Origin of the sequence: Haloarcula sp. CGMCC 1.6347 (assembly GCF_037078395.1) — an archaeon.
GTDB classification, from domain to species: Archaea; Halobacteriota; Halobacteria; order Halobacteriales; family Haloarculaceae; genus Haloarcula; species Haloarcula amylolytica.
This window is the reverse complement of the sequence record NZ_JAYMGX010000004.1, coordinates 138,316-161,625: the sequence shown is the minus strand read 5'-3', so window position 1 is coordinate 161,625 and position 23,310 is coordinate 138,316. Positions and strand designations below refer to the sequence as shown.

Sequence of the window (23,310 nt, the reverse complement as noted above, 5' to 3'; positions counted from 1 at the left end):
CATGTCCGGAGAGCAGCCCGAACCAACGGAAGACGCTGTCAGGGACGCGCTTCGGACTGTGGCCACGCCCGAGAGTGACGAGGACGTGATCGCCGCGGGGCTGGTGTCGTCCGTGGCTACCACTGACGGGACCGTCAGCGTGGAGACGGCGCTGTCCGGCATGGACCCTGCCACGGCGGACGCGCTCGCCGACCGGATGCGGGCGGCGGTGCTAGAGTGTGGCGGTGTCGAGGCAGTCCGCATAGAGACGGACATCGCAGAGCCGGACCACGGGACCGTCGTGCCCGGCGTGGACCAAATCATCGCCGTCGCCAGTGCGAAAGGCGGCGTCGGCAAGACCACCGTGGCGACCCAGTTGGCGCGCGGACTGGCCGCGTCCGGCGAGCGGGTCGGCCTGTTCGACGCCGACGTGTACGGTCCGAACACGCCGGAGTTACTCGACATCGGGGGGCCACTCGGCTCGACCGAGGACGGCCGCGCCGAGCCGGTCGAGGTCGACGGCCTGCAAGTCGTCAGTGTCGGCCTGATCGCCAACGACGAACCGATGGCATGGCGCGGCGCGATGGCCCACGAGGCCGTCGAGGAACTGCTGACCGACGCCGCCTGGGACGTCGACACGCTGGTGCTCGATCTGCCGCCGGGGACCGGCGACATCGTGTTGACGACGCTGCAGTCGTTCCCCGTCGACGGCGCGGTGTTCGTGACGACGCCGTTTCCGACCGCGGCCAGTGATACGGAGCGCTCGACGGCGCTGTTCCGCGAGGAGGGCGTCCCGGTACTCGGAGCCGTCGTCAACATGGCCGGGTTCACCTGTCCCACCTGTGGCGACGACCACGCGCCGTTCGGCAGCGACCCCGACCTCAGTACGGACGTACTCGCGGAGCTCCCCATCGACGACTCGCTTCGCTCGACCGAGGGAGACGTCCCAGCAGCCTTCCGGGACCTGGGCGACGACGTACGCGAAGCCCTTACGGACCGGACGACGGTGACGGTTCCCGAGACTGCGCTCGACCTTCGCGGCGTCCCCGACCGGGCGCGTATCGAACAGGTTCGCGCGGAGTTCGGCGCGCTCGCTCCCGGCGAGTCGCTCCATCTCGTGACGGACACCCGTCCGGGCGACGTCAGCGGAGCCCTCGAAGATCTCACCTCGGCACCGCCACGGGTGGCCGTAGAACAGAAGCGGTCCGGCGTGTGGGCGCTACAGATATTCAAGACCGCCCCTGACCCAGCCGAAGACGTACCCTGCTAACCGACGGTCGAACACCCGGGTTACCGGACGCCTCCGATTCGGTTTTCCCTATCAACTAAGTGGTGTGGCCGGTTCGAGATGATATATGACTCTCCGCACCGACGGGAGGGGTGTTTCTCTACCGTCGCTCGACTCGACATTTTCTGACGACGAAGTGACGATGGTTCTTACTAGATGCGGGCTTCTCGTTGACAGAGCGGAGACGCTCGCTCGACTGTACGCCCACCATCGGGACTGGACGGTTGTCGAAGAGAAGTGGATCGAAGAGCGATTCGACGAGCGCAGCACGCGTGGGAGTTCGAAGGGCATTTACCGAGCTCTCAGTTCGCGGTTCAAGACCGCTGGCAGCGAACTTCCCTCTATTGTCCAGCTCCCCTCTGTACTCGACCGGTGTGAGACGGTGCGTGACAAAGCGCAGGTGTTGTATTTCTATTTGCTGGAAGACGACCCCCTCGTGAAGTACACGGTGCATCGATACGTCGACCGCCTGCAGGAGTCCGGTGTCGACGGGCTGGGCTTCGAGCAGGAGACGATAGAGCGCCTCCTGAGCGAGTTCCATTACGAGGACGGGAGCGAGTTTGACTATGCTGAATCGACGACGCGCCGGTGGGGAGAGGGGCTCCGGTCGGTGCTGCGCGATATCGGTGTTCTCGACACACAACAGACCTTGCAGGGACAGATCCCAAACCTCGGGTCGACGCCGTTACTCGTCGCATCAGGCTACTCGTGGGAGATCCACGGCGACGACTGGCTCTCCCAGCCGACCGGCTGGCTCTACCTCTTCCAGTCGGACCAGTACTGGGACGCCCTGGCCGAACGCGTGAGCGACGATCCGAACTGGGAAGCGAGCGGGATTCACGGTGAGTTGCGGCTCCAGCCGGTCGATGACACGTACGGCTGGGCTGAACCGTGGGAGGGCGAAGTGTGACGGACGAGGGCTGGTTCGCTGCCGACGTCGGGAGCGATTTCGAGGAGTCCGTGCGCATCGACCGCGAAGACGACGGTCGGGATCATCGGCTGGAATCGATCGACACCTACCACGTAACGGAGGAGTCCGAGGAGTTCATATCCGACTTCTTCTCGCGGCTACTCGGTCGGTCCGAGGATATGCGGTCGGGCGCGAACTACTGGCTCTACGGGTACTACGGGAGCGGAAAGAGCCACCTCCTCAGCGTGCTCCGCGGACTTCTTGACAGCGAATGGCTGCGACAGCGAGACGATGTCTGGGAACGGCTACCCGACGGTCGGTCGCTAGAGACGCTCGAGTCAACGTGGTCATCGATTCACGAGGAATACGAGGTCATTCCGGTCTCGGTGAACCTCCTGAAGTATCAGGGCCAGAAGAAACTGAGCTTCAGCGAGATCGTCCTCCGAAGCGCCCACACGTCGGAACGACTCACTGGTGCAGAGGGAGGGCTCTCCTCGCAACTCGACGTTGCCTTCTTCGAGGACTGGTACCGGACGACCGACGCGTGGGACGACCGGACCGCCAACACCCACACGGCACTCCGGGGTACGGTTGACAGCCCCGAGAAGTACAACTGGGAGGACGTGCAGCAGTACAACGCTCTAGCCGATGCCGTTCTCCCGACACTCTTCGAGCAGGAGACCGGCACGGCGGATGGTCTAGACGACCTGATGCCGTCGGATCTCGACCCGCAGGCGATGGTCGAGCGCCTCGAACAGTTGCGGAGCGATCGCGAATCGGAACTCGGCCGCCCGGTCAAACTCGTGCTGTTGCTCGACGAGGTCAGTCTCTTCATCGGGACGGATTTCGACCGCCTCACCGAGTTGCAGACGCTCGCGGAGAGCGTCGACGAGACCGGCGACGGCGACATCCAACTGGTGGCGACAGCACAGGCCAAAATCGAGGACGTCCAGCCGCAGTTCGCGGCTCGCGGGGCCGACTTCAGCATCGTCAAGGACCGGTTCCCGCATCGGTTTGGCCTGCCGAGCCGACACGTCGGCGAAATATCGACGCAACGGCTACTCAAAAAGTCGGAAGCCGGGAGGGAGGACACGGAGCGCGTCCTCGACCGTACCAGCAACGAGCCCGAGACACTGCTCGTGTACTCCGGTATCGAACAGAACACCGAACCGCCGCTCGACAACATCGATCGCGAGCGTCTCATCGAGTTCTATCCGTTCCTCCCGTATCAGCCACCGCTGTTTCTCGAAATTCTCTCGAACCTCCGGCAGGAGGCCCACGATCCGGCGAAGTCGATTTTCTCGGGAACCGCACGGGCGATTCTGGCCCTCGTTCACGGCCTCCTGCAAGAGTGGCTAGAGGCCGGCGACGAGACTCACGTCATTTCGCTTGTCGACTTCTACGACCTCATCGAGCCGGAACTCGATGACATTACGCCACAGGACGTGGGAGTCATCGAGGAGATCGAGGAACAACACGAGGCAGGCGAACTGGAGGAGATCGACGTGGCTGTCGCGAAGGCCGTGTTGCTCCTCCAGCACATCTCGGACACGATTCCGATGTCCGAGCGGAATCTCGCAGTCGCCGTGTTGAGCGACCTCGACGGCCCGACTCAGTTCCAGATGGAGAACCGCGTCGAGGACTCGCTCCAGCGGCTTCGGAAGTTCATCCGTCCGACGCACGACGAAACCGGGCCGAAGTACGCGTTCACGCATCCGGAAGAGCGCGAGATCATCGAAGCCGCAGAGCGGAACCTCGACAACCCGGACTGGCAGTCCATCATCGAAGCCGTGGACGGGTATCTCTGGGAGGACATCGTGCGCGACCTCTCGCTCCCGACGTCGGCCGAGTACGGAGAGACTGGCGAGCAGTACCCCGTTCGCTACGGGTTCAGTATCGACGGGATAGAACTCGATACGACCGTCGATGCTGCGGACGCACTCGATGTCGAGGTCGCCGTCAGAGGTATTTCACCTGCGGCGACAGACGTCGACCACGACGGCGACCCGCTCGAATGGACGATCGGTCAAGACGGGCTCGACGACCTCCGAGATAGCCTCGTCGAGTGGTGGTCGCTCAGAGATGCCGTCGGAGACCACACGCTCCCACAGTCTGTCGAACGGGATCTCTCCGATCGCGCGGCTCGCGTTCAGAGCAAGCTCGTTGGGGCTCTCAAGAGTGGGGCATTCGACGTCAAGGATCGCGGCGATCAGATCGGGGGAATGGGCTCGGGAGTCGAGGAGTATCTCGACGTCACCTATCCCGACGACTTCCATCCCGTAATGTTGCAGGTCGGCGACGAACACTTACAGGAGCTCCGGGGGCTCTCCGCCCAGGACCCGCTCCCTGCGTGGGCCCGGCAGATCGATGTCGCGACGGAAGACCCCGAAACGCACGGCGGGTCGATCCAGAACAACGTACGCGCCTTCACCGGCCGACAGTTGAAGCAACGCGGCGGGAACCTCGCGATGGCGACGATCCTCGACGGCATCGTGAAGAAGAAGCCGATCTACGAGGACGCTCGCCCCGCGCTGTGTGCGATTATCTGGGGGCTCTGCCGGAAGGGGGACTTCCTGCCCGTCGACGAAACGGGCGACTCCCTCGAACTCGACGCCGTCATCGACCTGAACAAACTGACGACGACGCGTCTCAAGATTTCGGGGAGTGGCGGTGTCCGAGGGATTCTCCGCGAGGGCGGCTTCATCGACTCGACGGAGACCATACCGGACGGAATCGTCAGGCTCCAGTCCGCGAACGACACGCTCGCGGGCCGACTCGGGAGTCTCGTAGAAGACGTCACACTGGTCGCCGAGAGTGACATCCAAACGCGCGCCGTTCGCACCCTCATCGAGTCGTTCGCGGAGGCGCTCGAAGCCGAGCAGCAGAGCGCTATCGACCGAAGAGAGGCCGTCAAGTCACGCGATACCGACTGGGCGGCAGTCGTCGAAGCAACCAACGACGCACAGGGATGGTACGACGACGCCGAGGAGGTGTGGAGTTTGCGCCTGCCCGCGCTCACACGAATCGACGCGCAGCTAACGCTCGCCCAGCAGTCGTACGACTGGCTGACCGAGGAGTGTGACACGGCCAGCCAGACGCTCCGTGGGAGTATCGACGGCTACGGGGGCGAGTGGTGGACACACGATGGGTGGGATCGGTTCAACGACGCCCAAACCACCGCACCAGCGCTCGACGACGCGATCGGGACCGCGTGGGACTCGTTCCGAGAAGAAACCGGGGTCGATGCGTTCGTCGACGAGTTACAGGCGCATCCGTGGATCCAGCCCCTGAGCGAGTTCGAATCGAACGTTCGGCCGGCTTTCGAGAGTGAATACATCACACCGCTCCGCCGCGCCGCATCGTGGTACGCTGACGTCTCGAACGCAGTGTCGACGGTGACTGGCGGAACGACCAACGCCGAAGCTGACGACTTCATTCGAGCGACGAACACACTCCTCGACAGCGACCCTCTCGCCGTGGTTACCGGTAGCGACATCGGCGAGTTACGAGCGACGTTCGAAGAGCTACAGACACTCGTTGGGGAGCAGTCTCCCGCGGACGTCACGGCGATCGGGGTGCTCCCGTCGGATCGCGGATCGCTTGACTCCGAACTGGAACGGCTCGTCGAACACCACGACCTCAGTGTCGAACGGACTGAGACGGGGGTGGTCATCCGATGACGACCAACCGTCCCTTCCGGGACTTCACGGACCGGGTCGCACAGTTCGCCGACGGGCGACGGGGCATCCGAAACCCGTTCGTCATCGTTCCCGTCCAGCCGAAGTACGAGCGACGCGTCGCCGAACGGCTCACCGAGTGGGCGACGAACCCGCATCGAACCGAGGAGTTCCCGGACGACGGGACCGTCCAGATCCTCCGGTTAGACGAGGCGTTCGTCGAAACAGAAGTCTTCGAACTCGCAGTTGACCTCGGGAAGCACAGCCAACCAGCGACGATCACCGAGACGATGCAAGACCGGCTAGCGGCAGAACTGGTCGGGATTATGCTCGATAGGATCGAGGCACCGGGCGAGCAGCGACACGTCGTTCTCCTCACGCATCTCGGCAGCCTCTACCCGTTCACGCGTGCGTCGGAGCTCCTCGACGAACTCGACCGTCGCAACGTCCAGTCCACTATCGGTATTCCGTTCCCCGGAGATATCGTCGGTGGGAAGCTGAGTTTCTTCGGCGAGGAATCGCGTAACTACTACCCGGCCCACCAGATCGAAGGCCGGGTTGAGGGGGTGCATCTCCAATGAGCGACACACATATTCACGACATCTTCCAGCAATCACCGACTCGCGAACTTGAAGAGGTCCAGAAGGTAAACGCCAGAGCGCAGGCCGAAAACGACGTCCGCGAGTTCTACGAGACCGACAGCGCTCGCGACGTGCTCACCACGCTGGGGGACCTCGTCGACAAGTATCCACACGAGCAACCGCGTTTCCTCTACATCTCCGCGACGTTCGGGTCGGGGAAGACACACCTCCTGAAACTCATCGGGTTCGCCGCCGATACCGAATCGGAGTTCACCGACCTCGGCGAAGAGCTGGCGAACAGGTGGCCGGGGTTCCAGTCGTTCCGACAGAGCGTCGCTGACTCGCACGTCGACCGGCTGAAACCCGTGTTCCTGAACCTCCTCAACCGGGACGCAGCACAGGAGCCGCCGCTCCCGTATCTCATCTACGAGGCGATCGGCCGCGAACTCGGCTATCCGACTGATCCGAACTGGCTGCTCGAGTGGGCGTGGCAGCTCGACATGAACCACGGTGACTGCTGGGAGCGGCTACAGCAAGTCGAGCACGACGGACAGACGTTCGAGGATGTGTACGACGAGCGGGCGTCGCTACGGAGCTGGCTCTACGACGCCGTTCCGACGCTCGATGACTCACCGTTCGCGTCTCGGGCAGAGGTCAAGCAGTCGATCGACGACGCCATCGCGGAGGTCGATCCCGACGAGTTCGACCCCGAGGAGCTCGTCGACCGCGTCGAAGCGGCGCAAGCGTCGCTGAGCACGCCGGAGACCGAGACGGAGTTGCTGATCGGGCTCGACGAGGTGGCGCTGTTCATCGGCGATGGCCGCCATCGCTACAGGGAGTTCCAGGAGACGATGGAAGCGCTGACCGAGCTCGGCGTCGGGCCCAATCCCCCGGTCATCGGGACGGGACAGTATCCGATCGAGCGTATCCACGGCGAGTTCGACGATACGGAAGTCACGGAGCAACCGTGGTACGGTGCCCAGGAACCGTTGGAGGGTGCCGACACCGAAATCATCGTTCGGAAACGGTGGCTGCAGAAGGATGTCGAGGGCGGACAGGCCGTCGAGACCGCGCTCCGGGAGATGCCCGACCTGACACTCGACGCATACACAGATATCGCCGGGGCCGATCCGGACGCGGTCGAGTCGTACCCGTTCCGGGAGTACGACCTCGGGTTGCTCCGGACGGTGATTCAGCAACTGATGCCGCGTGGACGCGTGACTGAAGAGGAGTACGTGCAGGGTCGGGCGTTGCTCATCCTCGTCCGCTCGCTGTTCACGCGGTTCGAGTGGGGCGACAAGCAAGTTGGTGCCCTCGTCACATGGGACGAGCTGTACGACCTGTTGGTCGAAGAGACGACCTACATCCCGCTATGGGTACAGGAGATGGTCGAGAACAAACTCGTTCCCTCGGCCGGCGGCGACGAGAACGCGTTCTCAGTTCGGGTGGCAAAGGCGCTGTACCTGCTGAATCAGGTTCGGTCCGCGGTGCCGTCGACGCCGGCGAACCTCGCCCGACTGATGGTCACGTCGACCGACGAGTCGTTCGAGTCCGTCCGGGACGATGTCGAATCGGCGCTGTCTGCCCTCCTCAAGGATCGGAAAGTACTGACGGAGACGAACGACCGCGGCGACGAGGAGTACCTGCTGGTCTCCGAGGAACAGGAGGACATCCTGACGCGGGCGAAGACTCGCGCACAGCAGATTCCGTCGCATCGGCTGTCGGCCAAGTTGGAGAACTCCATCCGAGAGGGAAGCGATCGCCTGCTCTCTGCTGGCAGTCGACACGAGGTGGATTTCCAGGGAGAGCGCAAAGTCCCGCTCCGGTTCGGCTACTCCGTCCTGGATCCGATCGAGCAAGCACCGACGCCGGAGTTCGACGCTGTTCGTGTTCGGCTGGTCGCGAACCGCGACGCCGAGATCAGCGACCAGGTTGCTGCGTGGCAGGCAACAAACGAGGGGTGTGACGGTGGTGAGCATATCCTCGTCGCCGTCAGTTTACAGCAATCGACAATCGACCGCCTGCGGGACGTGATGGGGATGCAGGAAGTGCTCTCGGAAGAGACGGACACGTATCCGGACCTGGAGTCCGATCACCGCGACGAACAGCGGGCACTCGAATCGACGATTCGCGAGCAGCTCGAAGAAGCGGACGTCTACGTCCGGACGGGCGGGACGAGAGGGCGGTACGAGGACGCATTCGAGCAGGTCGTTCAAACGGAAGTTCAGTCCGTGTTCAGCGGAACGCGGTTCGTCCTGACGAACGGTATCACGGAAGTCGACGACGCCAAGCGGATGGCACAGTTCTTCCGCGGTGTCGCCGACTGGCCGCTCACGAGCGAGGACGCTGTCACGCTCGGGGTAGATACAGACCGCGCCGAACTCGCCGACGGCCGGTGTCAGGAATTCCTCGACGAGTACGCGGACACCCAGTCGCTTCGTGCGGAAGACGTGCTTACCCAGACTGTCCAGCGTGGCGGCGCGTATCGCGGGACGCCCCAGGAGTCGATCTCGGCACTGCTGATCACGCTCGCAACGGCCAACGAGATCGCACTCCGGCGGGACGACGAGTACATTACCGAACCGGAGGAGATCGGCCGAGCGGTCAGAAACAAGACGAACCTGACCGAGGTACAGATCCGCTTCGAGTCGATAGGCAAGATCGATCCAGAGCAGATTCGGGACACCGTCGAGACGCTGATCGGCGAGGAGCCGGACGGGACCGACCCCGACGCGTGGCTCTCCGCGTTAGCCGAGTGGGGTGACGAGAACAGCGTGCTGGTGAAACGCGTCCTGCGAGGCGTCAGCAGGGAGTTCGGCGACGGCGCTTCGCTGGACGAACTCGAAACGGCGCTCCAGCCCGCACTCGGGGGCGGATCGCTCGAAACGGATGCGTTCGCGTCCGAGACGGTCGAACGGCAGTCCGAGCGGTTCGCTCGGGCCAGCGGGCTCTTCCAGCCGAGCGAAGACGGCCAGTCCCTCTGGGAGCAGTTCAGCCAGCGGACAGTGGAGATGAAGCGGCGCTACCCCGGTCCGGACATTACGGGGGAGATGCAAGCAGTCATCGGCGGGGACGAAGTGCCAGATGCCGACCGGCTTCGAGCACTACTCGAAGAAGCTGACACGCACAGGCGTACCGTCGTCCGTGCGCAGTACGAACGCATCACGGGCGGACCGCCGACGGACGAGGAGCCCGAGAGCGTGGTGTCCAGTCTCGCGACGTGGCTCTACGCTCACGATGGGAGCAGTAAGGAAATTGCCGACCGCGTCGCCGTCGAATTCGACGGCGTAACCATCGACGACCTCTACGATCTCTTCGAGACGGCGTGGCGGGGTGACTCGTTCTCCGAGGAAGCCCTCGTCGACCCGACGGTCGTCCAGCAGGCCAAGCGGTACGAGCGGGCACGGCGGCTCCTCGAAGCATCCGGTGGCGAGGCCTCGCTCTGGTCGCAACTCCGCGACGCGTCGAAACGACTCGCCGAAGACCATCCGAATCACCCAGTCACGGCCGACGTGAGCGAGATGCTCAGTCGGTCGCAGCCGCCGAGTGTCGACGATGTAGAGCAACTCCTCGATGCGGCGGAGAACCCGTTCACGGTCGACGAGCGGCTCGCGGAACTCGCCGCGGACCTGCAGTCCGAGCACCCCGACCACGACATCACCGACGAGATTGTCGATGCAGCAGCGGGTGCCCGCTCGCCGAGTGAGGAACGAGTGGGTGAATTGATCGAAGAAGCTGAACAGGTGCTTGCGGGCGTGGACGAGCAGTTGCGGCGGATTCAGGAGACGATGGATGACCTACCGGATGGCGCTGTCGTGTTGATCGAGTCGCTCGACTGACACACCGGCGTTGCAAAACACCGAACTCATTTATGTTCAATTCGTAATTACGCAACATAGAGACGTTATCACGGTTGAAACGACGTGCTTGTCCGAAATCGCACTCATCGTTTACTGGTGGCTCCAAAGGATTATCATGCGTCTGTGATACTATCTCGACATCATGCTTAAAGTCGGAGACGAAGAAGACGTTTCCACATTAGAGACAGTCTCCCTGAAAGACGAGGGGTTTCGTGAGGATGACCTCCGAGAGTGGATCATCAATAGTCCCGAGAGCATCCTCGGAGAGGATTTTCGACTCATCGGTCGGGAGGTCTCGGTGAAGCAAATCGGGGACGGCATCGATCTTCTCGCCATCGACCGGGACGCTAATGTAGTCGCCATCGAACTCAAACGAGGCGCGTTGAAGCCAAAAGTCGATTTTCAGGGGCTCAAGTACGCCGCCTACACCTCGCACTGGGATTACTCCAAACTCCGCGACCAGTTCGAGAAGTTCAAGTCGACGTCATGGGGTCGGACGCTCTACGAAGAGGAAACCACGTTCACCGAGGTACTCGACGAGTTCTGCAACGAGGACTACACGCTTAATCAGGATCAGCGAATCGTCTTCGTCGGTGAGTCCGTCCGCGAGCGGCTGGACATCGTGCTCCGGTGGCTCAGCGACAGATCGATCGACATCTCCGTCATCGAGTTCCAACTCCTCAAGGACGGCGACCGGCTGTATCTTGATGCAGAGCAGACAATCCCGACGCCGGAGCACACCGTGACGGACGTGAGTCCAGACACCTCTGACGAGCCGTGGAAGGATGACGGGCAGAGTTGGCACCTCAATGAGCGTTCAAACGAGGAAACAGCCGGTTTGCTGGAAGATGTCACATCTGCACTGCAGGAACTGGAGTTCCTCAACGGGCCGGAGTGGGGGCAGAAGCACTACGTCGCGTTCAACAAGGGCCGAAAACGTCGCATCGCGATCCGGACGAAGCGGACGCTGTTCCACATCGACCTGTACGACGTCAATACGGCGTCGCTAGACGCTGCGGAGATTGCGGATGCACTCGGGATCGATGCTGAATCGGTTGCAGTCAAAGGGGATATGCGGGGTAGTGGTCGGAGCGGAGTGCGAATTACCTGTAACCCGAATCAGAAGATCGATTTTGACGCGCTTGAATCTCAGGGTCGGGAGATACTCGACGAGACTACTGAGTGAGATAGGGACAGCAGAGGCTGCATTCCCATTCTTTTAGAACCTTGACCCAACACTGGGTCGGCTTTCGCTGTGTCGGCTTTCTGTTCACGGAAGACGCTTAGAATGCTGTGCTGTGGCAGTTAGAATCCGCTATTCTCGGCCATTTCCAGAGCTTTCATCAGCACAATAAGGATTAGCGCGACGATCGAGAAGAACCCTGCAAGCTCAAAGAGCGCCATCGGGTTCTCTACGAACCACCAGAAGATTGGTTCGAGAAACTCGATCCCGTAGAAGTCCGCAAGTATCTTCGATATCACGGCACCGAAGACGGCTATCAACAGTAGATACAGGAAGTACCGAAGCTTTCGAGGACCGGCGAAGTCATCAACCATACCTCAGCTTCCACATTTTGGCATAAATGCTTCGTGGGGGGTTACCCCCGTCGGCCTATCACCGAGTGCTAATCCAACCGCCGTCCGAGAGATCGAGGGACAATCTTCAAGACATCGCAATGGCTCTGCTTGAAACATCACGGATTCTCGTATGGACGGACAATCTACCCACCCCCGCAAGGCCCAGCTCGACAAGGAAGAACGCGAGCATCTCGAAGCCGTCGTCACCGAGATGCGCGACCGGGTCGAGGCGAACGTTCGCTACCAGCTCGAAGACGAGTACGGCCTCGACGAGAAGCCGGACACCGTCGGAGCAAGCGCCGACGAGTCCTCCCTCGCTGCCGCTCGCGAGGACGGCGACGCGTCCCTGAGCGAGACGCAGGAAAACCTGGTCGAGGCTATCGAACTCGAAGCCGCCGATGGCCACGATTGGGAGGCCGCTCACGAGCAGTATATCACGGGCGTCGGCTACACTATCGTCAACCGTCTGGCGGCGCTCCGTTGTATGGAGGTTCGGGACTTCATCGACGACGAAGTCACGTCGTTCCGCGACGACGGCCTTACACCGGCCGCTGACCGGTTGGTTACCGAGGAGTTCATGCTGGAGGAGGAGGCCGTCCTCGAAGCCTATCGGAACGAATGCGACGCCCTCGCTGATGAAATAGAGATCCTCTTCGACCGCTCGACCGCCTACAGCCTGATCGACCCCGACGACGACACCTACGAAGATCTCTGCGGAATGCTGGACGAGGTCCCCGACGAAGTCTGGCGGGCCGACGACGTGCTGGGGTGGGTGTACGAGTATTACAACGTCAAACTCCTCGATGACCTGCGTCGGAAGGGCGACCGCGAAGGATTAGAGCCCGAAGACGTGCCGGCGGCGAACCAGTTCTACACGCCCCATTGGGTCGTCCGGATGCTCACCGATAACTCGCTCGGCAAACTCTATCTCGAAGACAACGGAACGCTGCAGGAGACCGTCGAAGCACAGGACGCGCTGACGCCGGACGAGCGCAAGAACCGGCCACTCTCCCCCGACGAATCCCCGGACTTGGCGGATTTCTGTACCTATCTCGTTCCCTCGGAGGAGGAAGGCGAGCCACCGGCGTTCGACGGCCCAGAAGACATTCGCGTCATCGACCCGGCTTGTGGAAGCGGCCACTTCCTCCTGTACGCGTTCGACGTCCTGGAGCGCATCTGGCGAGCAGAGACCGACCTTGACCACGCGGAGATTCCGCGGGAGATTCTGCGGCACAACCTCCATGGTGTCGACCTCGATATGCGGGCCTGCCAACTGGCCGCGTTCAATCTCTATCTGAAGGGGCGGACGCGTGCCGAAGCCGAAGGGGCAACTGGCTTCGATATGCCAGAAGTCGGCATCGTCTGTGCTGACGCGAAGGTGGCCGACATCGAGGGCGTCGAGGAAGTGTTCGACGAGGTCGCTGATGGGAAGGGTGATGTTGAGAACGCACTGCGGCGGATTCTCGATGCATTCGAGGAAGTCCACGGCCTCGGAAGCCTGCTGGATGTTCGTGGGACGCTTGGCGAACTGTTTGAAGACGGAATTGATCAAGAGAGCGTCCAGATTACTTTGGAAGATGACCCGACTGAGCATCACACGCTCGGGCAGATTCTCCACAGCCTTCGAGAGGCTGTTGACGAGCACCGGGAGGAAGACTCGTTCTTAGCGCAGGATTTGCGGAGCTTCGTACGCCTGTTGGATGTGTTGGCACAGGACTACGATGTGGCGTTGATGAATCCGCCCTATGGGTCACGAAGCAGAATGCCGAGTACCGTTCAAGATTATGTCGAGAGCCATTACGAATATACTCCTGAATTTTATATCAACTTCTTTGAGGTTTGTGAGCAGCTTACTCTTGAGAACGGTCGGATTGGGATGCTGGTTCCCAGATCATTTATGTTCAAACACCAGTTCTCTGACTTCCGTAAGGACTTCATCGGGTCGCGAGGAAGTTTTGACTTCCTAGCGGAATATGGAATTGGAGTTTTGGATAATGCAACTGTAAGGACTGTTGGAACAGTAGTCCGATCTGAAAAGAACCAAGACACAAGTGGAACGTTCCTACGACTCCATGATGTGGAGACTGAGGCGAAGGAAAGGGTATTCACTGAAATCTTGTTAGGTGAATCGGATATTACCCGTCTCTTTGAGGTTGACATGGAGGAGTTCAGAGCTATCCCTCGTTCTCCAATCTGCTACTCGGTACCAGAAGAGGTTCGAGAGCTACATGAAAGAGATTTAAAGGTGGATGCAGAACAAGCGCAGGTTGAGGGAGACTCGGCTTGTCATGCGATTCCGGGCCTACTCACAGGTGATGACGATCAATTCGCGAGGTATCACTGGGAGGTAAACTCCTTCGAAGAGTTCAGCCCGATTTCGGAGGGTGGCTCTCTATCTTGGGTTATACCGCATATCACAGAAACGGTCTTTTGGGGGGCAGACGGTAAAATTCTTAAGCGGGCGAACCACTCTGTCCGCACTCCTAATGAAAACCTCTACGGGAGTGAAGGTCTAACTTGGACATATATTAAGGATACCGGTAGAAGATTTGGTTATTATCCCGGTGGCTTGTTTAGTCATAATGGGTTCTTGCTCGTTCCGCAAGAGAAAAAGTCTCTCTGGATGATGTTGGCGGTAATAAACTCAAATCTGTACCATAATCTCATACTGTCGCAAACTATTGAGAGAAATTGGAATGCTGGTGAAATAGGAAGCATTCCGTGGCTGAGTGAGCTTGAGGAAAATTTGGAATTAGAGGAGTTTGCTAAGAAGCAATACCAAACCGTGCTCAAACAAAGACTGGAAGAGCCGACAAGTCCGTACTATATCGGCCCATCACTGTTGCCAGACAGCTACTCTCCGTCTTTGGATATAACCCATCCCCATCGAAAGGACATACAGGCAAGCTTCGATCTGACTGCTGATTCTGAATCTCCTGCTTCTCCAGTTACAGAAGCGGCTCGATACGCACGTAAGAAGCAGATCAAACGAAGAGAATATCTCGAAAACTTAGCGGAAAAGATCGACAGTACAATCTATGATGAGATCGGAATCTCTGAGAGCACCCAAAAAGATATTGAGGCGGAAATCTTCCTCCGAACCTCCGAAGACCCCGAAGACCGCGAAGTCCCCGACCCTGAGTCCGTCCCTGAAGTCCCCGACAACCTCGACGAGCAGGTCAAAGACCTCGTCCACCACTTCGCGATGGAGGCTGTCCGCGAGGAATCTGATGGCATCATCCCAGTCGAAGGCACGGACGAACAGGCGGATATGCTCGACCGTATCGTCGAGCGGTTCGAGGACGCATACGGTGAGTACGCCGAAGACCGACTCGTCGAAGTTGACGACATCCTCGGGGCCGAGTCCGCCGCCGACGAGGCCTACCCCAACCTCCGGGCGTTCGTCGAGGACGACCTCTTCGCCTACCACGTCGACACGATGGAGAACACGCCGATCCTCTGGAAGCTCAGTACGGCGCGGCTCCTCGCCGACGCCGAGAGCGAGGGCTTTGCGTGCTTCGTCGACTATCACCAACTCGACGCCAGCCTCTTCGACCGCCTCGGCAACACCTATCTCGAACCACGGAAATCTGCCCTCCGCGACCGGCAAGCGGCGGCGAACCAGCGCCGGAACGACGAGTCGCTCTCTACGAGCGAACGCGCCGACGCGACCGAGGAGTTCGAGTTCTGTTCGAGCGCCCTCGAACAGATCGCAGAATTCGAAGCGGTACTTCAGGAACTCGGGTCGACGAGCGAGCGGGACTTCGACGACGGCGACCGCGAACGCGTGGATGGACTGGCCCCCAAGGTCGCCGCGTTCCGCGAGGAGACTGCGGCGCGCATCGAGACGCTCGAACGACTCCGCGAGGTGAACGGCGAGGAGTGGTTCCAAGACACCTTCTCCGATGGCTTCTGGGACAAGGTCGACGAGTGGCGCGACGAGTGGCTGGACGCCCTCGGTGAACTCGAACACGCCTGCGAGGAGTACGCCAAGCCCAGCGACGAGCCCGTCGAAGCCCACCTCGCCGACCTCTTCGACTACTTCAACTGGCGGCTCAAGGGTTCGGACCACTACTCCAGCACGGGCATCCTCTTCATGACGTACTACTTCGAGCGCGAAGGGAGCGACCTTCTCGATGAGGACGGTGAGCCATTCGGCACCCTCACCGAAGATGAGGAACTGCTCGCGTCGCTCGCGACGGGCATCGACGACGCGTCCGTCCTCGACGACGAGTACCTCCAACAGATTGCAGCCGAGGAAGATGTCGACGACGTGGACGAACTCCCACCGTTAGCGGAGTTCAAGGCGCTCGCCGCGGAGATCGACGACCGCTGCCAGACTGTGGACAAACAGATTCCCGCGGACTGGGCAGACCGAGCGCTGTCGGAAATCACGACCGCCGGCTACCAACCCAACCACAAACACGGCGTCGCGATCAACATCACGCCGCTGGCCGAGCAAGACATCGTCCCCGAAATCGTCGAGGACAAAGTGCTGTAAGTCGGACCCATGAGCAACGAAGTCGAATTCCCGGTCGGGAAAGCGATTCTTGCGATGCTCTGCGGAGCATCGCTGTTCCCGATTAGCTACCCTGTATCGTACTTTTTCGGGTACCTCGGCGTACTGAGTTGGGACTCCGTCGCGATGTGGGGCTTTCTTGGCCCGATGTTCGTCATCGGTGTCCCAGTCGTGCTGTATGATCTCCCTGAGCGGTTTGCGGAGAAGCTGACCGGGTACTGGCTACTCGTGGCTAGCGTCGGGTGGGTGACACTCATCAGTACAATGCAGTTTTTCAATTCAGCCGTCCCAGAGTCACGTATGAATGTCTACGCGATGGGCACGACGTTGCTCATTGTTGTTTCGACTCTCTCGATAGCAGCCTACCTTGACTACACCAACGCACCGGTAGACGAGTATCTCGACGGTCTCCGTCCCAACTGATTATGCAAGCAACGCAAACGCTCCCCGAAGCCGCGAAAGACACCATCCGAAACGAGTTCGACCGAGCCGAATCAGCGGACCCGATTGTCCTCTGGTGGGACGACGGGAACTACCTCGAAGACGTCATCGAGCAGGCCTGTGACGAACTCGGCGTTCACCTGAAAGTCGCCGAGGAGACGCCGCTGGAACTCCGTGCCAACCCGGTCGACGGCGAACAGGTCTGGTACGTTCCACACGTCAAAGAGCCCGAAGACGCCGAGGGCGACTTCGACTGGTTCCGCGACGTCGAGCACACCGGCGGCGAGGTGGAGATGAGCATCGAAGACCTCACCGTCCACGCGTTCGAGCGCGGGCAACTCGACGCGTGGGAGCTGAAAACCACGACGCGGTCGGACGACCCCGCAAAGCGCCGCGAGATCGCGCGGATTCTCCACGACCAGCTCACCGGCGGCCAGCTCCCGACGCTCGAACAGCTCCGCACGCGGATCGTCACCGGCGGCTACACCGACCCGGTCGCGTTCGTGCTGGAGAACGGCTGGGGCGACATCGACGACAGCCCCGGAACCATCGAGCAGATGCAGGACTTGCTGACCAGCGAGGGCGTCGACGCGGTCGCCAGCGAGGACGAACCCGCGGGGATCGTCGCGGCGACGCGTCGGTGGGCCGTCGCCGAGTGGCTGATCCACGCCGGTGTCGACGCCGAACGGTTCCCGACGGAGTGCCGCGCCGAGACGGCCGGCGATCACGACCTCCCCGAACTCAAGTCGCTGTTGAACAACACCACCTCGGCCGGTCTCCTCGCCGACCGCTACCTCGGCGAAGCGACCTGGCCCGATGTCGTCGCGGACGTCGACGACCCGTGGGACCTCGCGGACTGTCTCGTCGACGCCGCGCTCGAACGGCGACTCTGGGAGGAGTGGCACGCGTCCTTCGACGCCGGCGACTACGAGACGTGTCTCACGCGCGCGGCGGAGCGCTACGACGCCCTCCTTGGCAGCGAGGACTTCCGGGGCACCTACCGCGGTGCCTACGGCCCGGACAGTCCGTGGACGCAGACGTGGGAGCAGGCCGCGGAGGTCGCCCGCCTCGCACACCAACTCGAGACGTGGGACGAGGGGGCCACCGACGACGTCGTCTCGCTGTACGCCGACCCGGACGACGGAACGTGGCAGATCGACAACGCGATGCTCAACCTCGTCGTCGCCGGCGCGCCCGAGTCCGACCTCCCTGCCGACCACCCTGCCGTCGATACCCTCGACGACCTCCGCACCCAGCTCCAGTCGGAATACGTCGAGTACCTCGAAGCCCTCGGCGACCGCGTCACCGAAACTGTCGAGGCCGGCGCTCCGTTCGTCGACGAGGACCACTCCTATCAGTTCTTCACGAAGGAGTCCGCCGGCCTCGAAAGCGGCCAGACGGTCGCACTGTTCGTCATCGACGCCCTCCGACTCGACCTCGCGCGCCGGCTCGCGGACGAGTTGCGCGACTACGTGGCGACGCTCCCGGCCGACGCCCCCGAATTCGCCGTCGACGAAGACGTCTGGCTCGGGACGCTGCCCTCGGAGACCGAGTTCGGGAAGGCCGCACTCACGCCGGGAGAGATCCAGATGTTCGACGTCTCGCTGGTCGACGGCGAGTTACAGCCCCTTCGAAACAACCGAAAGGTGAACACGAACCGGCGGAACTCGCTGTTGGGCGGCGACGGCTGGACGGTCACTCGCGACACCGAGGACGGCTGGCAGTCGACGCGCGTCGCCTACTTCAAAAACGACCTCGACGACATCGGCGAGAAGGAACTCAGCGACCTCGAGGCGATGCTGGCCCGACGCGTCGACTCGCTCGCGGAGTTCATCGGGACGAAGCTCGAACAGGGAGAGTGGGACCAGGCCTACGTGCTGACCGACCACGGGTTCGTCCTGCTCCCGGACAGCGCGTCGCCGGAGAAGATTTCTCGGCCAGCGGAAGCGTCCGACTCCGGACGCCGATGGATCGCTGGGGAGGACGTGGACGAGGATTCGCCCGGCGTGTTACTCGACTCCAGCTCCCGGCTGGGGTATCTCGATGCCAACGTCAGCGTCCTGGCGAGCCCGCTCAAGCGGTTCAAAAAGCAGGGCCTCGGGGACGCACGGTTCTACCACGGTGGCCTGCTCCCACAGGAGTTCGTGCTCGATTTCATCAGCATCACGCAGGGGTAGCTGTCCTGGTCGAGCCATCGCGATGGGGCAATATTCAAGAGACCACAGTTGTACTGGGAGAATATCACTGACTCTCATATGGATGGGAACGCTCTGGCCCCCCGAAAGGCGCAACTCGACAAGGAAGAGCGCGAACACCTCGAAGCGGTCGTCACCGAGATGCGAGACCGTATCGAGGCGAACGTTCGCTACCAGCTCGAAGCGTCTGATCTGGCAGACCGTCCTGATGACGCGTCCCTGAGCGAGACGCAGGAAACCCTCGTGGAAGCTATCGAACTCGAAGCCGCCGATGGCCACAATTGGGAGGAGGCCCACGAGCAGTACATTACGGGCGTCGGCTACACGGTCGTCAATCGGCTGGCCGCGCTTCGCTGCATGGAGGTCCGGGACTTCATCGACGACGAAGTGACGGCCTTCCGTGACGACGGCCTCACACCGGCCGCTGACCGGCTTGTCACCGAGGAGTTCATGCTGGAGGAGGAGGCCGTCCTCGAAGCCTATCGGAACGCGTGCGACAAACTGGCCGCGGAGATCGAGATCCTCTTCGACCGCTCGACCGCCTACAGCCAGATCGACCCCGACGACGACACCTACGAAGATCTCTGTGGAATGCTGGACGAGGTACCCGACGAAGTCTGGCGAGGCGACGACGTGCTGGGCTGGGTGTACGAGTACTACAACCGCCCGGTCGTCGAAGCGCTCGACGCGAAGAACACGCTCGAACCGGAGGACGTGGGACCGGCGAACCAGTTCTACACGCCCCATTGGGTCGTCCGGATGCTCACCGACAACTCGCTCGGGAAGCTCTATCTCGAAGCCACGGGACAGGAAGACGCCGTTCCGCAGCCGGACGCACTCAGCCCCGAAGAGCGAAAAGAGCGCTTGGTCACGCCGGAGGACAGCCCGTCCGTTCCCGAACTCTGTACGTACCTCATCCCGGACGAGGAGGCCGGCGACGCACCGGAGTTCGACCATCCGTCGGAACTGCGGGTCATCGACCCGGCCTGTGGGAGCGGCCATTTCCTCCTCTATGCGTTCGACGTACTGGAGCGCATCTGGTGGGCCGAAACCGATCTCGACCGCGCCGAGATCCCGGCGAAGGTGCTGGAGCACAACCTCTACGGCGTCGACATCGACCTGCGCTCGTGTCAGCTCTCGGCGTTCAATCTGTATCTGAAAGCCAGAACACGTACCGAAGCGGAAGACGGCCAGTTCGAGATGCCCAGCGTCGACATCGTCTGTGCGGACGCCCGCGTGGCGGACGTCGAGGAAGGCGCAGAAGTGCTGGACGACATTACCGGCGAGGGAACGGACCTGCGTGCTGCGCTGGGCGAGATCATCGACACGTTCCAGCACACGGAAGCCCTCGGGAGCCTGCTCGACGTGAGTGGGACGCTCGAAGACGTGTTCGAGAGCGGTCAGACGGACCTCTCGGACTGGGGCGACGGAACACACCAGTCGCTGAACTCCTTCTTGAAGGCACTTCGAGAAGCCGTTGGTGAACGCTCGTCAGATTCGTTCGGCGAACAGAACCTCAAGAGTTTCCTGAATCTGCTGGTAGTGCTAAGCCAATCGTACGACGTGGCGCTTATGAACCCGCCGTATGGTTCGGGGGGACGAATGCCGGACACCGTGCAGGAATACGTCGAAGAGAACGAGAATTACAAATATACGACGGAGTACTACATCAACTTCTTCGAGGCGTGTGATCGGCTGGCCAAAGCCGACGGACGCACGGGGATGCTCGTTCCGTGGTCGTTCATGTTCAACAAGTCCTTCCAGACCTTCCGGGAGGATTTCGTCGGTGGGAGAGGTGCGTTCGACTTCTTCTCGGAGTTCGGGTACGACATCCTCGACAACGCGACCGTCGGCACTGTCGGGACAGTTGTTCGCTCCGAGGCAGACAGCGGGCAGACAGGGACGTTCATCCGCCTCCCGGATGTTGCAAAGGGTGAGAAGGAAGGGGAATTCATCAGCGCGTCTTTCGAGGCTTCTGAAACCGGTGTCAAGCGACTCTATCATCGAGACCTGTCCGAGTTTGCGATGGTTCCCGGCACGCCGCTTTCTTATTGGGTGCCGCGAGGCCTGCGAAGCATCTATCAGTCCGATACCGTTCTCGACGCGGATAATGCGGGCTTAGAGGACCGGGAGACGCTTGGAGACATCAAACAGGGTACCGCAACCGCAGACGATTCCCGGTTCGTGCATAAGTTCTGGGAAGACAGGGGCGCTGAATGGGTGCCGTTTGCGAAGGGGGGCGCTGATGCGTGGCTTTTGCCTCGAATAAAGAACACCATCCTCTGGGGAGAAGACGGGACGGAAGTCGATAGATACCCGAAATCCTACCCCCGCAATACAGACGCCTACTTCAACGAATCATTAACGTACACCGTCGCAAAGCGAAGCGGTCGGAGGTTCGGGTATCTCCACGATTCGTCCGTCTTCGGTCACAAGGGCTCGGTTCTGATTCCGGACCGGGCTATCTGGAACGCCCTCTCGTACACGAATAGCCATCTATTCACGTATCTGATGCTTGCACAGACCTCCGAGCGAATGTGGGAGGTCGGGTTCGTCTCGAAAGTCCCGTGGCGGAAAGACCTCGAAGAGATCGACGAACTGGCGACCCTCGCCCGGGAGGCCGTCGGGCACCTCATCTCGAAGCGGCAGTACGACTTCGTGTCGCCGCATTACGATGGGCCTGTCCTGCTCGATGCACTCGGTGTCGATGACCCGCTACCGCAGTACGACCATCCACACCGCGAACTTCGGGACGAGCTTGCTCTCGATAGCCCGACACAAACTGTGTCCACGGCAGACTCGCTCAATCAGGTCGGAACTGCCGCCGCGAAGCACTTGGCGCGAGTCGAGCAAACCCTCCAGTCCTGTGCGAACGACATCGACGATGCCGTCTTCGATTGCTTCGACATCACCGACGGGCAGCGCGAAACGATCCTTCAGGAGATCGCGCTCCGAACCATCGAAGATCCACGCGAACAGGAGGCGTATGCTCCAGCGGCCATCTCAGAGCCGTCTAGCGACTTCCCGCAACAGGTCAAAGACCTCCTTCTCCACTTCACGCTCCGAGCGATCAACGACACCGATGACGGCATTATCCCGCTTTCCGAAATCGACGGCACGGACGACCTTCTGACCCACATCGAGGCGGAGTTCGAACGTGTCTGGGGCGAGCACGCGACCGACCGCCTCGCGGAAGCCGACGCGGTACTCGGGAACCGTAGTGCGAGCGACGAAGCGTACCCGAACCTTCGGGCGTGGCTCGAAAACGACCTGTTCGAGTACCACGTCGCGGAGTTCGACCGAACGCCGATCCTCTGGCGGCTCTCGACCGAGCGACTCGTTTCCGACGCCACGGGCGAGGGCTTCGGCTGTCTCGTCGATTACCATCAGTTGGACGCGAGCATCTTCGACCGGCTGCAGAACCAGTATCTCGAACCGCGGCGGACGCACCTTCGCGAACGGCAGGCGGCGGCAAACAGCCGTCGGAACGACGAATCGCTCTCGACCACTGAGCGAGCCGACGCCGCCGAAGAGTACGACCAGTGTGAGAGCGCCCTCGAACAGCTCAGCGCGTTCGAAGAACGGCTTGGCGACCTTTCGCAGGCCACCCCGCGTGACTGGCCCAGCGTGAATCAGGAACGCGCGGCCGAGGCAGCCGAACGCGTGGCGGAGTTCCGGGAGCGGACAGCATCACGGCTAGACACTCTCGAAACCCTCGCCGACCTGAAGGACGTAGATATGGCAGACCTGTTCAGTCCCTCGTTCTACGAAACGGTACAGGAGAACAAAGACGAGTGGGTCGATGCGCTCGACGACCTACAGACTGCCTTCGAAGCGTACGCCGAAGACGGCTCCGAACCCGTCGAAGCTCACCTGTATGACCTCTTCGAGTACTACGACGATCTCGTCGGCTCCGCCCACTACGCGAGCAACGGGATCCTGTTCATGACGTACTACTTCGAACAGTTCGAGGATGCCGAGCAGTCACAGATCGGAGACACCGGCGTCGCCGAGCGGCGGCGACTGCTCGCAGAACTCGCGGCCGACGTTGACGAGTATCGGCAACTGGCCGACGAAATCGCTGCAAACTGCGACGAGGTTGCGACCGATATCTCCGGCGATTGGGAGGAACGGGCGCTCTCAGAAGTCGTGACCGCGGGCTACCAGCCCACCCACAAACACGGCGTCGCGATCAACATCACGCCGCTCGCCGAGCAAGACATCGTCCCGGAAGTGGTGGCAGACAACGTACTCTGAGGCGGTGGGGAACCGATCTCCGACA

11 protein-coding genes are annotated in these 23,310 nt (G+C 61.4%); 10 read left to right on the top strand and 1 reads right to left on the bottom strand.

The features are described from left to right. The first annotated feature begins 1 nt into the window (after nucleotide 1). From VI340_RS18445 to VI340_RS18420, 6 genes are all read left to right on the top strand, one after another. The gene (locus VI340_RS18445; RefSeq protein ID WP_336358918.1) at nucleotides 2-1,249 is read left to right on the top strand and encodes a P-loop NTPase; all 1,248 of its coding nucleotides are present in this window, start codon (nucleotides 2-4) and stop codon (nucleotides 1,247-1,249) included. Nucleotides 1,250-1,409: 160 nt separating this feature from the next. Then, nucleotides 1,410-2,177, top strand: a complete 768-nt coding sequence (locus VI340_RS18440; RefSeq protein WP_008308278.1) for a hypothetical protein — start codon at nucleotides 1,410-1,412, stop codon at nucleotides 2,175-2,177. Next, nucleotides 2,174-5,857 carry a hypothetical protein gene (locus VI340_RS18435; RefSeq protein ID WP_336358917.1) on the top strand — a complete coding sequence of 1,228 codons (3,684 nt, stop codon included), beginning with the start codon at nucleotides 2,174-2,176 and terminating at the stop codon, nucleotides 5,855-5,857. Before VI340_RS18440 ends, VI340_RS18435 begins: the two co-directional genes overlap by 4 nt. Then, nucleotides 5,854-6,435, top strand: a complete 582-nt coding sequence (locus tag VI340_RS18430; protein ID WP_008308280.1) for a BREX protein BrxB domain-containing protein — start codon at nucleotides 5,854-5,856, stop codon at nucleotides 6,433-6,435. The genes VI340_RS18435 and VI340_RS18430 overlap by 4 nt, the downstream gene beginning before the upstream one ends. After that, a complete protein-coding gene (locus VI340_RS18425; protein ID WP_336358916.1) occupies nucleotides 6,432-10,274 on the top strand; it encodes a hypothetical protein in 3,843 nt (1,280 codons plus the stop codon). The genes VI340_RS18430 and VI340_RS18425 overlap by 4 nt, the downstream gene beginning before the upstream one ends. A gap of 163 nt (nucleotides 10,275-10,437) precedes the next feature. After that, on the top strand, nucleotides 10,438-11,481 hold the full coding sequence (locus VI340_RS18420; RefSeq protein WP_336358915.1) for a hypothetical protein: 1,044 nt from the start codon (nucleotides 10,438-10,440) through the stop codon (nucleotides 11,479-11,481). A 119-nt stretch (nucleotides 11,482-11,600) separates the two neighbouring features. On the opposite strand, the gene VI340_RS18415 is transcribed toward VI340_RS18420, so the two are convergent. Continuing rightward, nucleotides 11,601-11,852, bottom strand: a complete 252-nt coding sequence (locus tag VI340_RS18415; protein WP_336330859.1) for a hypothetical protein — start codon at nucleotides 11,850-11,852, stop codon at nucleotides 11,601-11,603. 151 nt (nucleotides 11,853-12,003) lie between these two features. On the opposite strand from VI340_RS18415, the gene pglX (VI340_RS18410) reads away from it, so the two are divergent. From pglX (VI340_RS18410) to pglX (VI340_RS18395), 4 genes are all read left to right on the top strand, one after another. Continuing rightward, complete coding sequence (gene pglX, locus VI340_RS18410) at nucleotides 12,004-16,374, top strand: BREX-5 system adenine-specific DNA-methyltransferase PglX (protein ID WP_336358914.1); 4,371 nt, start codon at nucleotides 12,004-12,006, stop codon at nucleotides 16,372-16,374. Nucleotides 16,375-16,383: 9 nt separating this feature from the next. Beyond that, nucleotides 16,384-16,815 carry a hypothetical protein gene (locus tag VI340_RS18405; protein ID WP_336358913.1) on the top strand — a complete coding sequence of 144 codons (432 nt, stop codon included), beginning with the start codon at nucleotides 16,384-16,386 and terminating at the stop codon, nucleotides 16,813-16,815. A gap of 2 nt (nucleotides 16,816-16,817) precedes the next feature. Further along, nucleotides 16,818-19,010 (top strand): BREX-5 system phosphatase PglZ, encoded by a 2,193-nt coding sequence (pglZ, locus tag VI340_RS18400; protein WP_008308300.1) that lies wholly within the window; start codon nucleotides 16,818-16,820, stop codon nucleotides 19,008-19,010. Nucleotides 19,011-19,088: 78 nt separating this feature from the next. Then, a complete protein-coding gene (gene pglX / locus VI340_RS18395) occupies nucleotides 19,089-23,285 on the top strand; it encodes a BREX-5 system adenine-specific DNA-methyltransferase PglX (RefSeq protein WP_336358912.1) in 4,197 nt (1,398 codons plus the stop codon). Nucleotides 23,286-23,310 lie beyond the last annotated feature (25 nt).